The organism is Pelosinus fermentans JBW45, assembly GCF_000271665.2.
Classification (GTDB): domain Bacteria; phylum Bacillota; class Negativicutes; order DSM-13327; family DSM-13327; genus Pelosinus; species Pelosinus baikalensis.
The window spans coordinates 5,173,832-5,188,410 of sequence record NZ_CP010978.1; the positions used below are offsets into that span (position 1 = coordinate 5,173,832).

15 protein-coding genes are annotated in these 14,579 nt (G+C 40.4%); 2 read left to right on the top strand and 13 right to left on the bottom strand.

All coding sequences use genetic code 11. The features are described from left to right. Positions 1-3: 3 nt before the first annotated feature. From JBW_RS22880 to JBW_RS26150, 4 genes are all read right to left on the bottom strand, one after another. Positions 4-1,554 (bottom strand): sigma 54-interacting transcriptional regulator, encoded by a 1,551-nt coding sequence (locus tag JBW_RS22880; protein WP_007954963.1) that lies wholly within the window; start codon positions 1,552-1,554, stop codon positions 4-6. Between the two features lie 187 nt (positions 1,555-1,741). Further along, positions 1,742-1,903 carry a hypothetical protein gene (locus JBW_RS25510; protein ID WP_007935847.1) on the bottom strand — a complete coding sequence of 54 codons (162 nt, stop codon included), beginning with the start codon at positions 1,901-1,903 and terminating at the stop codon, positions 1,742-1,744. Between the two features lie 167 nt (positions 1,904-2,070). Continuing rightward, positions 2,071-3,336 carry an exo-beta-N-acetylmuramidase NamZ domain-containing protein gene (locus tag JBW_RS22885; protein WP_007954960.1) on the bottom strand — a complete coding sequence of 422 codons (1,266 nt, stop codon included), beginning with the start codon at positions 3,334-3,336 and terminating at the stop codon, positions 2,071-2,073. A gap of 64 nt (positions 3,337-3,400) precedes the next feature. Further along, positions 3,401-4,093 (bottom strand): methyl-accepting chemotaxis protein, encoded by a 693-nt coding sequence (locus tag JBW_RS26150; protein WP_007954959.1) that lies wholly within the window; start codon positions 4,091-4,093, stop codon positions 3,401-3,403. A 249-nt stretch (positions 4,094-4,342) separates the two neighbouring features. Here JBW_RS26150 and JBW_RS22895 point away from each other — a divergent pair, with 249 nt between their 5' ends. Beyond that, complete coding sequence (locus JBW_RS22895) at positions 4,343-5,266, top strand: hypothetical protein (RefSeq protein ID WP_007954958.1); 924 nt, start codon at positions 4,343-4,345, stop codon at positions 5,264-5,266. A 97-nt stretch (positions 5,267-5,363) separates the two neighbouring features. On the opposite strand, the gene JBW_RS22900 is transcribed toward JBW_RS22895, so the two are convergent. The 6 genes from JBW_RS22900 to JBW_RS22925 all read right to left on the bottom strand — a co-directional run bounded on the left by JBW_RS22900 (position 5,364) and on the right by JBW_RS22925 (position 9,068). After that, positions 5,364-5,687: a hypothetical protein gene (locus JBW_RS22900; RefSeq protein ID WP_007954957.1), complete on the bottom strand. Its 324-nt coding sequence runs from the start codon at positions 5,685-5,687 to the stop codon at positions 5,364-5,366. 166 nt (positions 5,688-5,853) lie between these two features. Beyond that, positions 5,854-6,447 (bottom strand): manganese catalase family protein, encoded by a 594-nt coding sequence (locus JBW_RS22905; RefSeq protein WP_007954956.1) that lies wholly within the window; start codon positions 6,445-6,447, stop codon positions 5,854-5,856. Positions 6,448-6,463: 16 nt separating this feature from the next. After that, positions 6,464-6,721 carry a spore coat protein CotJB gene (locus JBW_RS22910; RefSeq protein ID WP_007954954.1) on the bottom strand — a complete coding sequence of 86 codons (258 nt, stop codon included), beginning with the start codon at positions 6,719-6,721 and terminating at the stop codon, positions 6,464-6,466. A gap of 18 nt (positions 6,722-6,739) precedes the next feature. Beyond that, on the bottom strand, positions 6,740-7,027 hold the full coding sequence (locus tag JBW_RS22915; protein WP_007954952.1) for a spore coat associated protein CotJA: 288 nt from the start codon (positions 7,025-7,027) through the stop codon (positions 6,740-6,742). Positions 7,028-7,276: 249 nt separating this feature from the next. Then, the gene (locus JBW_RS22920; RefSeq protein WP_007954951.1) at positions 7,277-7,552 is read right to left on the bottom strand and encodes a PspC domain-containing protein; all 276 of its coding nucleotides are present in this window, start codon (positions 7,550-7,552) and stop codon (positions 7,277-7,279) included. A gap of 328 nt (positions 7,553-7,880) precedes the next feature. After that, complete coding sequence (locus tag JBW_RS22925; RefSeq protein WP_007954949.1) at positions 7,881-9,068, bottom strand: FtsW/RodA/SpoVE family cell cycle protein; 1,188 nt, start codon at positions 9,066-9,068, stop codon at positions 7,881-7,883. A gap of 132 nt (positions 9,069-9,200) precedes the next feature. Here JBW_RS22925 and JBW_RS22930 point away from each other — a divergent pair, with 132 nt between their 5' ends. After that, entirely contained in the window at positions 9,201-10,196 is a 996-nt protein-coding gene (locus tag JBW_RS22930) for a hypothetical protein (RefSeq protein ID WP_007954947.1), read from the top strand. Between the two features lie 214 nt (positions 10,197-10,410). Here the strand turns inward: JBW_RS22930 and JBW_RS22935 are convergent, their stop codons facing one another. The 3 genes from JBW_RS22935 to JBW_RS22945 all read right to left on the bottom strand — a co-directional run bounded on the left by JBW_RS22935 (position 10,411) and on the right by JBW_RS22945 (position 14,514). Further along, positions 10,411-11,598, bottom strand: coding sequence for a DUF2935 domain-containing protein (locus JBW_RS22935; protein WP_007954946.1), 1,188 nt, complete (start codon positions 11,596-11,598; stop codon positions 10,411-10,413). 293 nt (positions 11,599-11,891) lie between these two features. After that, on the bottom strand, positions 11,892-12,587 hold the full coding sequence (gene trmB / locus JBW_RS22940; protein WP_007954943.1) for a tRNA (guanosine(46)-N7)-methyltransferase TrmB: 696 nt from the start codon (positions 12,585-12,587) through the stop codon (positions 11,892-11,894). Between the two features lie 22 nt (positions 12,588-12,609). After that, positions 12,610-14,514 (bottom strand): sigma 54-interacting transcriptional regulator, encoded by a 1,905-nt coding sequence (locus JBW_RS22945; RefSeq protein ID WP_007954942.1) that lies wholly within the window; start codon positions 14,512-14,514, stop codon positions 12,610-12,612. Between the last annotated feature and the right edge of the window lie 65 nt (positions 14,515-14,579).

A 14,579-nucleotide genomic window follows, 5' to 3' on the forward strand; every position in this document is an offset into this window, starting at 1 on the left:
AGTTCAATCCAGTGAAAAGTCGTATTTTCGCAATTTTTTTAGTACTGCGGTATGGGATAACCCTAATACTGCTCCCATACGTCTCGAAGATCGAAAACGACGAAGAGTTTCTTTTAATATAATCACTTCCACTTCTGCCAGCCGCTCCTCTAATGTTTGATATTTTTCGAATTGCACCGTAGGCGGTGCTGTCTGGGAGCCAGACAACCTTCCCAAAAAGATATGTTCTGGTTGAACCATTGTTCCATCAACTAAATTCACTGATCTCTCAATAATATTTTTTAGTTCCCGTACATTACCTGGCCAATTATAATCCTGCAGCCGCTGTAATGCAGCAGCAGAAAAACCCTGAACTGGATTATGTAGTTTCTCAGCAAAATGTCTTAAAAAAAGTTCTCCTAATAGTTGAATGTCTTCAAAGCGTTCCCTGAGGGGTGGTATTAAAAGAGGTATTACATTTAAACGATAATATAAATCTTCTCGAAAAATTTTATCCGCAACCATATCTTCTAAATTGCGGTTAGTTGCCGCAATAATACGTACATCAACAGCCACTTCTTTCGTACTTCCCACACGCCTTACCCGCTTTTCCTGCAGTACCCGCAGTAGTTTAACTTGAAGGTGGGCAGATACTTCTCCTACTTCATCTAGAAATAATGTGCCACCATTGGCTAGTTCGAACATCCCTGGTTTGCCGCCCTTGGCTGCACCTGTAAAAGCCCCTCGTGCGTATCCAAAAAGCTCACTTTCTAGTAATGTCTCAGGAATCGCAGCACAGTTAATCGGTACAAATGCAGCGGAAGCTCTCGTTGATGAGCTGTGCAAAGCTCTGGCAAATAGTTCTTTACCCGTTCCTGTTTCCCCGCGGATTAATATGGTAGAATCGCTGGCAGCATATCGCCGCGCCTGGTTGACTACTTGTCCCATAACTGCACTGGCATAGGGAATATCCGCAAAGGTCATCGGCAAGGAAGCTGTCATGTTATTCATTAGGCTTCTTACTTCTTGTGTATCGCGAATTAAGGCAACCACGCCAACAACTTCATTATCATTATTCTTTAGAGGAATTGTACTGACTACACAATAACTATTACCCCCATCAATATATACCTCTCGATTATGGTACTGACAGCCTGTCTGCAGCGTTTCCTGGATTAGCAGATTTTTAAACAAGGCAGCCCCTAAGGGTTTGCCTACTGCTTTCTTCACAGGTAAATTCAAAATCCGCGCTGCTGCCGGATTGTATTGTGCAATAAGACCATCAGAATTAACAGATAAAATACCATCATGTACAGATGTTAAAATTGCATCAAGCTGTTCAGCTCGTTCTTTAGATGGCATGGCAGAGATCTCGTCGATTCTTTGTATGCCAGTAATGCAAGATAGTTCCGCTATGCATTCCTTGCATTGCTGCACAGATACGCTCTGACACTCCAAATAAATTTTATTCTTCTCAACTTCCATAGATACGATATTAATTCTACGTTTTGCTAGGATAGCGGTAATATCATGAACAACTCCGATACGATCGATGTATAATATTCGCAAATACATCTTTTACACGCTCCTCTTATCCATATCAGGATTTCTTCATCCAAATAAGGTCAACAAAATCAGCTGGTGTTAAAAACCCAACTGAATTTTGTTGACCTCATTGTACAACTTTGTATAGTACTTCTTCAAACTAAATTTATTTTCCTGCTGCGACTAGGTGATTCTAGAGAAAAATCATCCTAAATCCCTATCCTTTAAATCCCACTGGCTTTATTGGTGAATTGCCTAACATTTTCGCTAACACGTCTTTAAACTCTTCCTGCTGCTTCTTTTTCATTCCGTCCCTGGATTGCGGGTTGTCATGCTTTTGGAAATCAATTGGATAAACCCTTGATACCTTAGTAATCATTCGAACCGCCCTCCTTACTTCTTCTATATTAAATATATCGAAATATAACAGGCTCTTCTTAACTATTTTTGTAATTTATTTCCATTTTTTCTTTAACACCAGTTGTATTAAGATGGATCTAATATAAAAGTGAAGAAGTTTCTTGCCAGATGCTCTCGACTGCTTATTTAATATAAATAGTATTTCTTAGACATAGTCTTAAACTGATCCATCTCTTTTTCCCATAAACTATATAACTCATTTAATGAATATGTACCTTTTCTAACACTGTCGTCACCCGTAACCAAATCAATAGAGCTTTCATTTTTTCCATTACGCGTAAAGGAAAATTTATCACCGCTCATTTCTTGTATACTATATAGCAAGCTAATACCTGTTTTTACCGGCAGGAATGTCCTTTTATCAATCACATGCAGCTGCACGCCTGCGCATGCCTCATTTTGATATAATCCAAAGTTTGGAGTAAAATAAGCCGGACGAAAGATCACTCCAGGCAGGTGTAATGCTGTCATTTTTTCTGCCAGCTCATATGCATTAAGCCACGGTGCGCCAACAAACTCAAAAGGTCTTGTTGTTCCCACACCTTCTGAAATATTAGTACCACCTAAAATACCCGTTCCAGGATAGACAAGGGCTGTATCAGGTGTAGGGATATTAGGTGATGTCATCACCCAGGGCAAATGGGTTTCTTCAAAACTCATGGTTCTTTGCCAGCCTGTCATTTCAATAACCACCAAATCACAACCAATACCAAACTCCGCATTAAATAGTCTGGCCAGCTCTCCTACCGTCATGCCATGCCTTGTTGGGATCGGATACATTCCAATAAAGGATTCAAATCCGGGCTTGATAAGATTCCCTTCAACCATAGTGCCGCCAATTGGATTGGGTCTATCAAAGATCACCATAGTTTTCCCCAATTCCTTGCAAGCCTGCATCGCATAAGCCATCGTATAAATATAGGTATAGGAACGAGCACCTACATCCTGTATATCAAAAGCCAATACATCAATATCAGCCAACATTTCCAGGGTAGGTTTTTTCGTTGCACCATATAAACTATAAATGGGCAGTCCAGTCTTTTCATCAACACCAGTATTCACAGAATCCCCAGCTTTGGCAGCACCACGAATCCCATGTTCCGGAGAAAATAAGGCGACTAAATTTGTTTTTTCATGCAGCACATCCACTGAACTCTGAAAAGAGCTATTTATTCCTGTAGAGTTCGTAATTAAACCAACCCGTTTTCCTGCAAAAATCTGTGAATAGGCATCGATCCGGTCAATGCCTATTCGTACTGGTACAGATTGCTTGAATTCTAGATTCTTCTTTGGCCTTGCTTGCTTCTTTGTCTCACCAACGCTTATAAGATTTGCCATACCTATAACAAGTACCATGAATAATAGCATCACTCTTACGGTATTACGATTCATTAATTTTAGTCTCCATTTCAAAGAAAGAGCCCGCGAGCTGTGGTTGCTCGAAGGCTATCTCATTTTACTTATTGCTTGCGCCTGTAATTAATTCTCTTTTTGTATGTTTTTCTGCTACCGCAGCCGTTTCTTCAATGCCAGTAATAATATGCTGCATCGACATTTCAATATTTCCTAAGATATCATTAATCTTTTTGGTTGCCTCTACACTATCTTCCGATAACTTGCGGACTTCAGTGGCTACGACTGCAAAGCCTCTGCCATGTTCGCCTGCCCGAGCTGCCTCAATCGCTGCATTTAAACCAAGTAAATTCGTCTGCTGGGATACCTTATTAATAAAATCAATCACTTCGTGAGTATTATTAATATGACTTTTAGCTTCACTTACGGATTGTGATAACACAGCAACCTTCTCATTCAATTCTTCGCTCATTAAAACCTGAGATTTAATTAAATGGTACAGCATACCCGTAATAAAATCATCTACCACTTTAACATTCGGCGATTTATATTCTTCAATTAATTGATTTACTTTCTGATTGCCGGTAATATTCAGCACTACATTAACTATTGGCATTTTAAGACCGTCACGAACATCTGTAAAGGTACGAATTCCTAATCTTTGTGCCAGTTGTATTGCTACAGCATCTGATTTTACATCCACAACCCCGACAACTTCTATGTCCGGTACTTGACTCACCATTTCTATAATCCCAACGCCACCTCTACCGCCACCAACTAACAAAATATTAATCACATATTCGCCTCCCAATATTGTTACAAAGCCAAGCATTCTCTTATGATATATTATACTATAAATCTCCATTATCCACATCAGCATATTTTCATTGTTTTTTCTTCCCTACTATAGTAAAAGAGGGGGATCTTTATAAGTTTTCCTATTAAACAAATAAACCAAAAAGGATTTTTCTCTTACTTCTTAGAATACTCATTAGTCTAAGAAGCATATGACTATATTTCAATTATTAACGAAAGGAATGAAGTGATGACCTATCTCCTACTCCTTATTTTTTTACTCTCTTTACCCAATCTTGCACAAGCTCAGCAACTGATAATGGAGGGGAAAACAACTGTCAAATACGAATCACGCCAATACAAACATCCCAATATTGCCAATATGGACTTTGTCGAACGGACGATACGTCTAACTGGAACAGCTCCACTCTCTGCACGAACCTCACTTTTTCTGCGTTTAGGTCATCAGTCTTATAGCGGTGATGCGGCGGATTCAGCTAAAACGGCAATTGATCAATATGGCCTGCGATGGAAGAATGCCCGTACAACGGTTACGATCGGCAGCCAAGAGACTTATATAGGTGCATCTGGAGCTATGTTCGATAATAGCTTGAACGTTGGCGAAGGAATGTTACAGGGTATTGATATTCGTGATAAAAGAGGCCACAATGCTTATCATCTGTCTAGCGGCCGCCTTGATTCAGCTCTTTTTGACGATAATCAATCCCGCAATTTTTTTGGAATGGAATGGGCTCGTTATTCCGGCAGTATCCGATTATTATTTAGCTATCTACGCATACCAAATCTACCAACACAGGCTGACGATTTTTCGGGATTTAGCATCAGTTCACCCATGGGCAAAGCAGAATGGCTTACTGAGCTGATTCATTCCTCCGCTCCCACTGAAAATCAAGCTTTTCTTCTGGGCATGAAATACTACCCGACTAAGCAGCAAACTATTAAATTAATTATTGGAAAATTACTCGATAACTCTGTTCCAAAAGGAAAATCCAGCCTAGGGGGTTACGATAATGGTATCCGCGGCTTCCAGCTATCTACTATTCATGCGCTAACTCCGTCCAATCGATTAGCTGTGAAATATAGTCACGTAAAAACCATTACAGGCAATATGCCGATTCGAAAAATGGAAATAGAATATACGCAATTATTTTAAAAGCCATCCACCTAATTTAAAAGGCAGATGTAAACTATAAATGATTATGCAAATTGCCGCTCCTTGAAGGAGCGGCAATTTTATTTGCTATTTGATCTTATCTATGTTCCCGTATTTTACGGAATTCTATTTCATGGCGTTCTTTTTCACCTTTCTGCCTGTCGTGCCATTGATTTTCTGTTTCATGAGGACGTCGCTTCATTTCTTGTTCATGTCGTTTCTTCTCAGCACGTTCCCGTTCTTTTCGGTCCTTTTCACCACGTTCTGGTTGATTTGGTTTTTGTTCTTGCCGATCATATTGTTGCTGCATGGGAATTGAACCCTGGTGTTGAGGTGAAGCTTCTATTACTGATGCACCTATTCCTAGCTGCATGACGCCTAACATTGAGTAAATAGCTATTTTTTTAAATATACTTTTCATTTATATTTCTCCTTTATTAGATTAACCTCATTATAATTTAGAGATATGACAAAGAAGTGACAATTCGTTTTTCCAGTCACCTTTTATCGATTTAATAACTTCAAAATAACAACAAAATCGCCCTAGCAAGAAGGTCCTCTCCTCGCTAAGGCGGTTATTATGATCCCTATTTCCTCATCTCATACCCACACCACGTGTTCATCTTGCTCATATGTTCCTGCACATCATTGAGACATTCACCAAATCTCTGAAAATGCACCACTTCTCTTTGCCATAAGAAGCGCAGTGTATCTTTTACACAAGGATCATCAGTTAAATCAATAAGATGCTCATAAGTGGTACGGGCTTTTTGCTCTGCTGCCATATTCTCAGCTAAATCGGTAATAGGATCGCCAAGGCAAGCAATGTATTTTGCTGACCAGGGAACGCCATTAGCATCCGTCCAAAATAGTCCATGATTGTGCTGAGCATATTGACCACCCCATCCGGCTGCTTCCATATCCTTAGGATCAGCGCCCTCAATTAATTTATATACTAAAGCAGCAATCATTTCCATATGAGCCAATTCCTCGGTACCTATGTCTGTTAGTAAAGCTTTTGCTTTATCCGTCGGCATTGAGTAGCGTTGGTTCAAATACCGTAGTGAGGCTGACAACTCGCCGTCCGGTCCACCATACTGAGTAATAACCAGCTTGGCAAATGCCGGGTCAGGTCTACTAATTTTTACAGGACGTTCTAAACTTTTTTCATATATCCACATAAAGCGATTCCTCCATCTACATTTCCCATGGCCATGGACCCATAGCCCATTGCCATGGTTCTTTAGAATATCCGCCAAATCCAAAATTTAAAAGAGGTCCAAATTCATCTTGATAAGCTTTTTTACGTTTTTCCAGCATTTGAACGGCACAGTTGAAATCATTAATCGCCTCTACATCACAAGGATGAGTATCTAAATATAAATTAAGTTCTACAGCAACAAATTGCATTTCTTGAATTTTCTTTAGCATACTCATTTGCTTTTCACAATTCACTGCTTTCACCTCCCAATGTTACCTTGGTATCGGATATACACCATATAAGCTCGGGAATAAGGTTCCCTTCTTTAACGCCTCTTGAGGACTAAAAGCTTCATCATAGCACTGCCATGGAACGTATGCATGGGCTAACATCATCTTTGCGCTTGTCTTTTGACAATTACATGTATCATTCATATTCCACATATTCATATTGTCCCTTTCCAGCTCTTCTTGTTCATCATTTTCTTCAATGCGTTCGTCCTTTTCTTCAGCCCGTTCGCCTTTTTCTTCAACCTGTGCATCATCCACATTCCTTTTCACTGATCCATCCTCCCCTCATACTACTTATTACATTTTATGTAATGGTGTCACTGTATGTGACTTAAAATAAGAAAAATGCTAGAACATAGTCATTTTGAACCACAAGCATAAAACCGCTTACTAGGACACAAAGAACACAGATTGGAGAAGAATAACTCCCCCAATCTGTGTTCTTTGTATATCTCTGTATCCTCTGCGTTTAACGTTTTCCTTAGAAAATTTATATTTTCTATACTTATAAAAAACTGGTTAGCCAATGGATGGCATAATCAAAAAGGCAAGTATGTATAATAAGATACCCGCCCCGCGGTATAAGATTAACAACGCCCAGGCTAATCGAATGAGACTGACATCAATGCCAGTATAGTCACTAACCCCGGCACATACACCGAAAAGCATGCCGCGAGCTGGATCAAGAGCCAGCTGCTTGTGTAATGAATTGATTCCATCTGCGTCACCTTGGAAAAATTGCCATGCTGTTAATCCACTTACTAAGTAAGCTCCTATACGAATAAGACCAAACATAGCATTCTCACCTCCCTAGTATGTTATCCCACATCCTTCATAAATTTATACTTTTGTTATACGATGTTGAATAGAGACGGCTTAGCAGCCGTCTCTATTCACTAAGGACATTGTATTTTTTTTAGAATAGGATTATCAGATTCTGTACTATCAGAAAAAAACGTAGACGCGCTATTTATTTTCACCCTCAAAATTTATAAATTTTGATATTACAAGTAGAACTTTATCAGATAAACAAACACATACAAAAGCATTTTCAGTAATATATTGCATAGTGATAGACAATATTTAATAGTTCGTAGGTTTGTGCCTGTTTAACATTCTCACATTATTTAACTCTGTTTAAGCTTCTGGCTTGTCTCGCTAATTTTAAACGAGTGCTGCGGCTGGCATCTGGCTCTGGTGCAGTATCTTGAAGTACAACACCATCTGCCTGACGCCCTACACTCAGAATCAGACCAATTGCCATTAAATTAACAATTAATGATGTGCCTCCGAAACTAATAAAAGGCAATGGCACACCAACTACTGGAAATATACCTGAAACCATAGAGATGTTAATAATGGCCTGTCCTACGATTAAAAAAATACTGCCCATCGTCAATAATTTACCTAATCCATCTGGAGCCTTCAAGGCAATGCGCACACCGTAATAGGCTAATAAACCCATAAGGCATAATACCCCTAGAGCACCGATAAATCCCATTTCCTGACACAATACAGCAAAAGCAAAATCGGTATGAGCTTCCGGCAAATAGTTAAATTTACTTGATCCCATACCAAGCCCCGATCCCCAAAATCCGCCAGAACCAATTGCCAGCAGACCTTGTACCGTCTGATAACCGATACCCAATTGGTAATCCCAAGGATTGATCCATGCGGCGATACGCTCCGCCCGATAGCTGGCTGCAAAGGTTGCATATATAAATAAGGCAATGCCGCCGCCCACTAAAGTTAACAACTGCTGTTTTGGCAATCCGGCAATGATGTACAACATAAGGCTTGTACCAACGATAATGACTGCCGTCCCCATATCCGGCTGCTTTAATACGATCATTCCTAATATTGCTGCAATATAGAAAGGTGCAGAAAGCAGCGTAATTCTGCGCTTACGGTCAATTAGCGGACCTAAGAATCCAGCAGTAATCATAAGGCCGGTCAGTTTTGCCAATTCCGAAGGCTGGAATTGAAAGCCAATATTTAACCAACGCCGTGCACCATTCACTTCAATACCAATAAAATGTACCGCAATTAGCAAACCGACTGTTAATAACATGAATGGGAAAAGAAAACGATTAAATCGATGATAATCGATTCTGCTGATAACCAGCATCGCCACGATTCCAATACTAAAGGAAATCAGATGCCTTTTTAAATAATAATAACCATCTCCCATTTGTTGCCCAGCTTCTACAAAACTAGCACTGAAAATATTTACTGTACCGATCAAAAATAACAACATGGAAATGCATATAACAGCCTCAGCATTACTCCGCCATAATTGAGATAACTTCATTTTGTTTCTCCTTCACTACCCAATATCTCTATTATACAAAATTAATCCCCTAGACCCAATAACCAAATTGAGATTTTAGAATATTATATAAGGAAATCGGCATTTATAAATTGGGATAACCGAGGTGATTACATGGAAATCCAACCCTATCAACTCGTTGTAATTGATGATACGACTCATGCTTTACTGCTCGTTGATGGTCAACAAGGGGAAATCATCGCTGAAATGCCCTACCCGCCAGAGTACACCCCAACCGAGCTGCTGCTATCATCTGACCAGAGTAAAGTCTATATGCCTGTAGTAAAAACGAATGGGAAAGGCGCGCTCTTCGTAGGAAATTTGGAACAAAAATCCGTCTACCGCTTACCGATAGAGCTGCCTCCTCCTACGCAATTTACACTCGCACCAAAAGGAAATTATGCCTATATAGCAGATCCAAATGGCGGATTATATTCTCTGACCATACCGAGTATGTCCCTAACAGCCTGGGGAAATCCAGCAGAAGCTGCCTGTGTTGGCCTCGCTGCTGATCATGATGCTATCTACAGCGTCTGGGAACATGACAATCAAGGTACGCTGGCAGTTTTTAGCCCTGCAGGTCAGTTACTACAGGAATACTCTTTACCGGGAATCCCCACTAACGTAATTCTTCATGGCGATGAACATATTCTAGTACCTTTTACTAGTACAACATTTACCCTGGAAGGCATTATGATCTTCACAATCATAAAGGCAACGGAAACAACTCCTGCGTCCATGACGTCGCAAAGCTGCTTATACCCCAAGAATAAAACCTCATGTCCAGCTTATCCTTCCCACATTGCAGCTTCTCCTAATGAGCAAACTGCTTATGTTGTCAATGAAGAAAGTGCCTCTATTACAGTGATTGACCTTACCACTGCATCCATTTCCCGCCTCATTGAGCTGAATCGTTCTATATCCTGCCTACATATTGTACCTGGCAGTCAGTTAGCTATCGCTACCAGCCATATTTTTGCTGACCTTAGCATGATTGATTTAGCCAATGGCCGCCTATTATCCGTTACAGATACAAAGCGTGAATTGTTAGGCTATATAACGATTGTACCGATTCTTCCTACAGATCTCGATACAACTACAACCATCTAGTACCTTGTCAGCCTTAATCCAGTGGATACTGACGGTCTATTCTACGCACCCCTTCGTTGTCGTCGGTCGGCATACTCCCGGTATGCTTCCCTCCTCCGCCTTGTACTGCGAAAAATAGCCTCGCCATGATCCTACCGTTTTAAAGCTGACAAGGTACTAGTTAACGAATAAAGACTTGGCATAACGCCAAGTCTTATTCGTTAACTGTAAGTATTCAATCCTTTTTCTTCCCTAATTGACGGGGCCACTTGCCACTCCATTTATATTTAGCATCACTATTTTTAGTATCAATTACCTGTACTGTAGAAGAGCTATCATCCTCTTCAATCAGGATATCCTCTAGAACTAGCTTCTCTTCCACGGCTTTTCCTTTGCTCTCAAAATGACTATGTTTTTGTTCCTTATTTCCTTTTACTTTATTACTGATTTTCGCTTGTGGTGCTTCCTCTACTTTTGGCTCTCTTTCTTTTGGTTCTGGTAAAACCTCTTCTTCTCGCCCCGAATTCATCATACCAGGTATAGAGCATTTTTCCAGATCTGCAAGGTTAGATATCGAAGAGGGCTCATCACAGTATTCTAACGATGCAGCCGTTGTGTTCTTCATAATTCCTTTTTCCATCATTGTCAAAATTAAGAGAAAATGATCGGCTTCTCGCCTTACATGATCGGCTAGTAGAGCCGGGATCAAACCGACTAACCGACACTCTCTGATCATCTCTTCAGCAGCACGTTTAAAATCCCTAATGCGCAACACAGCAGCACGAACATCCTGCAGGAAACGTTTGAACGAGGCCACTTCCGGATAGCCCTGCAGCATACTAGAAAAGTCACGACCTTGCAGATAAAGGTCATCAAATTCTTGAGAAAAACTATTCGCTGTTTGAATTAGGTTCCGCTCTGACGGATCTAACAAATGACTAATAAATTTAGCATGGTCTGCCATAATTCGCAGCCAAAATACATTTTCCTGGGCCTTTGTGCCCCCAGATAAAGCCACTTTTCCATTTTTAATTTTATCTAACAGGCGCATAAAATACTCGGCTTCGCGAGCCATATGATCAAGAAGTAACGGAAAGTTATAGCCACCCAGCTTGCACTCTAACATGCGATGTAATAAATCACGCTTAAACGTATAAAACTCTTTTAATAAGGCCTGGGTGTCAGTCACTAGCTCCATGAATTTCTTGTCATTTTGCAATCGCTCTGCCCGTACGCGCAAAGACTCAAACTCCTGGTAAAAAGCTTGAGCATCATCAATAAAATCTTCCTGATCACAAGGCAGCCCCGACTTAATAAATAAAGCATGCTCTTCCATAATCCGTATCCAAAATTTTACTTCTTCTAAGTTGAGTGGTTCCAAGGGCTCAGGAACCATATATGACATGAGTTGACGCGACGACATAGCAACACTCTCCCTTTTTGATCCCACTACACATTTATTACATTCTATGCCGAAACTTTAAATTCTGTCATAAAAAAATGGAACCTGGCAGTTTTATTTTTATCGATGACTAAACCGCTCTAAAACTCCCATTCTATAACAGTGGGAGTTAAGAGCGGCTAAGTCGCACTTATCCACCACCTAAAGCATATAAATGTTATATTCCTTTTTCTAAAAACATAGCAAGAAACCTTCTACGATAGCATATCTTCGACTATCCCAGAAGGTCTCTTTCTTCTACCATTCCTATACTATTATGGAAATTTTACTTCACACCGATTAATCGGTGTGCCCATACCGCTAAATTTCTTTTCATATTCCGTCATAACATTGCCTTGATAATCACTGTTGTGCAAATCAAAGGTTACCTTAGCGACCTGCAGATTGCAAGCCTCAAATTGTTCTAAAGAAAATTCAAATAAAGGTCTGTTGTCTGTTTTAAAAAATATTTCACCACCAGCATGCAAAAGAATCCGATACTTGTTTAAAAAATTTACATGGGTTAACCGACGCTTCGCATGTCTAACCTTCGGCCATGGATCGCAAAAATTAATATATAACCGATCGACTTCCCCTGGAGCAAAAATATCCAATACGTGATTAATATCAAACACCAGCAAACGAACATTGGTCAGTCCCTTTTCTCTCACTTTTTGGGCTGCATAATATAAGACATCCTGCTGCGCTTCAATGCCAATAAAATTAATTTTTGGATTTTTCTCAGCCAGTTCACTAATAAATTGCCCCTTACCTGTACCTAATTCAACGTAAAGAGGTGCTTTTCGGCCAAAAACTTCATGCCACTGCCCCTTTCGATGTTCATGTGCATTTAATGTTTCTAGGCTAGAACCTGGCTGCTCAGGCACACCAAAAGGTATCTCTTTTATTACTACAATATCACCATATTCTTCCAATGCCGCATCCACCCACGGCTTTCTTCTCAGTCGCATCCCATTCCCACCTGTACCTTTACTATTCTTTGTCTAAACCAAACTTTTTCAAATATCGATATAGTGTAACACGGCTGACATCCAGCATATTTGCCAAGCGGCTAATATTACCGCCAGCAACTTTCCAAGCCTCAACAAATATATCCTTATCCTCTTTCCATGCCGTGCTGACACCAGTCTCACCTAATAAACTTATGTCCTTTAGAGCAATTGTATTGCCCTCTGTATTAAAGAAGGCTTGTTCCGCAACCCCCTGGAGCTGTTTAATATTTCCAGGCCATTCATAAGACATTAAGAGCTCTTTTGCTTCACTCTGCAACTCTTTCACTGGCATATTATGTTGTTCCGCTAATTCACAAATAATATGTTCTGCGAGCAGAGGAATATCTTCCCGCCTCGCCCGCAATGGAGGAATACGAATCATGCTTTTTGAGATGACCTCGTGCAAGGGCGAGAAGAAAGCCCCCTTCTCCGTGAGCCGCTTTAAATCACTATCACAAGCAGCAATAATGCGAATATCAAAACCACGCTCCACCTTTTCACCTAAACGGCATACCTTACACGTTGTTAGAGCATTTGCTAAACGAGCTGCCACATGCATGGGCATCTTTTCAATCTCATCCAAAAATAAAGTTCCACCATTTGCCAATTCCAATTTTCCTGGACGGCTTTCATCTCGATATTCACCACTGCCAAACAGCTCTTCTTCCAGTACCTCCGGTAATATATCACCACACTTTAAAGAAATAAGAGGTCCAGCGGCTCTGCCGCTTGCCTGATGAATCGCATGGGCCATACGCTGTTTACCTGTACCCGATTCACCCTGCAGCAATAGATGATGATTATTCCGGGCCACTCTGCCTGCTTTTTCCTGCATGGTAATAAAGACAGGAGTTTCTCCAACCATACTGGTCAGACTATACCTAGCCTTATATCCAACAGCATGAGCGACAAGAGTTCTTAAATCTTCAATTGGCAATGATACCGCCACTACGCTTGTTACCGCTTTATCCTGTTCTAAAGGCACTACTGTTGTAATATCTTCATAGGTTTTTCGCTGGGTAATCCATGTGACTTCCTTGTTATAGGATGGTATACCTTTGAAACCTTTATACAAGGGTGTATGTCGATAATTTAAGACCACATCATTTAAATTCGCCACTACATCCTTCGTCCCTACGGCATCAATACCCGCTAAGCGGCTTTTCCCCAATTTATTGCTATATACAACATCGCCGCCTGGTATGATATGATACACTGCAAAGGGTACAGAATCCAAAATAACATGACGAGCCTCCAGCTGCGCCAGCATTGTCAAATGTTGTTCCATAGCATATCGAATACTAAGCAGCAAGGAAACAACTGCGCTATGAGGTAACTCTTCTTGCTCTACAGAAACAATGGTCACAATATATACAAGTTGTCCATCTACCATAATAGGAACAGAACAGGCATCACCGTCTTGGCACTCTTTAATCCACATTTCCGGACCAAATAATAAAAAGGGAGATTTATGTTCATGTACAATACTAATACTTGACGTTCCGATATCTTCCTCAGCAAGCCTGGCCCCCTCTAATTGACCAGGGCTCTTTTGGAAAAAAGGCAGGGCATAATTTTTCATTACATAACAATCTTGATCAAGTAACAGCAAGCTTAAGTTATATACATTAAAATGTTCTCGTGTCTCGTTATATAATCCATTCAAATAGTCCATAGCAGGATGATGCAAATATTGCCGCCGAGCCAGCTCGTCCTTGGAAAGCTTCACTAATTTCGGCATGACTTGGGAAGTGATCCCCAGTTCTTTACTTTGTTCCCAAGACTCGGCCACCCATGGATGCACATTAGGATCCATCACGCCTTCATCAATAAATTTTTTATAATAATTCATTAGTTTTTCTTTACTGCGCCGTTCCCGTATCATACAAATCCTCCATATATTTCATATTCTCTACATACCAGTATACAAATGATCCACCATTGGAAGAT

Bases quoted from the DNA above. Each gene is read 5' to 3' on its own strand.
- JBW_RS22880 (WP_007954963.1), bottom strand. From the start codon at position 1,554: ATGTATTTGCGAATATTATACATCGATCGTATCGGAGTTGTTCATGAT.
- JBW_RS25510 (WP_007935847.1), bottom strand. From the start codon at position 1,903: ATGATTACTAAGGTATCAAGGGTTTATCCAATTGATTTCCAAAAGCAT.
- JBW_RS22885 (WP_007954960.1), bottom strand. From the start codon at position 3,336: ATGAATCGTAATACCGTAAGAGTGATGCTATTATTCATGGTACTTGTT.
- JBW_RS22895 (WP_007954958.1), top strand. From the start codon at position 4,343: ATGACCTATCTCCTACTCCTTATTTTTTTACTCTCTTTACCCAATCTT.
- JBW_RS22900 (WP_007954957.1), bottom strand. From the start codon at position 5,687: ATGAAAAGTATATTTAAAAAAATAGCTATTTACTCAATGTTAGGCGTC.
- JBW_RS22905 (WP_007954956.1), bottom strand. From the start codon at position 6,447: ATGTGGATATATGAAAAAAGTTTAGAACGTCCTGTAAAAATTAGTAGA.
- JBW_RS22920 (WP_007954951.1), bottom strand. From the start codon at position 7,552: ATGTTTGGTCTTATTCGTATAGGAGCTTACTTAGTAAGTGGATTAACA.
- JBW_RS22925 (WP_007954949.1), bottom strand. From the start codon at position 9,068: ATGAAGTTATCTCAATTATGGCGGAGTAATGCTGAGGCTGTTATATGC.
- JBW_RS22930 (WP_007954947.1), top strand. From the start codon at position 9,201: ATGGAAATCCAACCCTATCAACTCGTTGTAATTGATGATACGACTCAT.
- JBW_RS22935 (WP_007954946.1), bottom strand. From the start codon at position 11,598: ATGTCGTCGCGTCAACTCATGTCATATATGGTTCCTGAGCCCTTGGAA.
- trmB (WP_007954943.1), bottom strand. From the start codon at position 12,587: ATGCGACTGAGAAGAAAGCCGTGGGTGGATGCGGCATTGGAAGAATAT.
- JBW_RS22945 (WP_007954942.1), bottom strand. From the start codon at position 14,514: ATGATACGGGAACGGCGCAGTAAAGAAAAACTAATGAATTATTATAAA.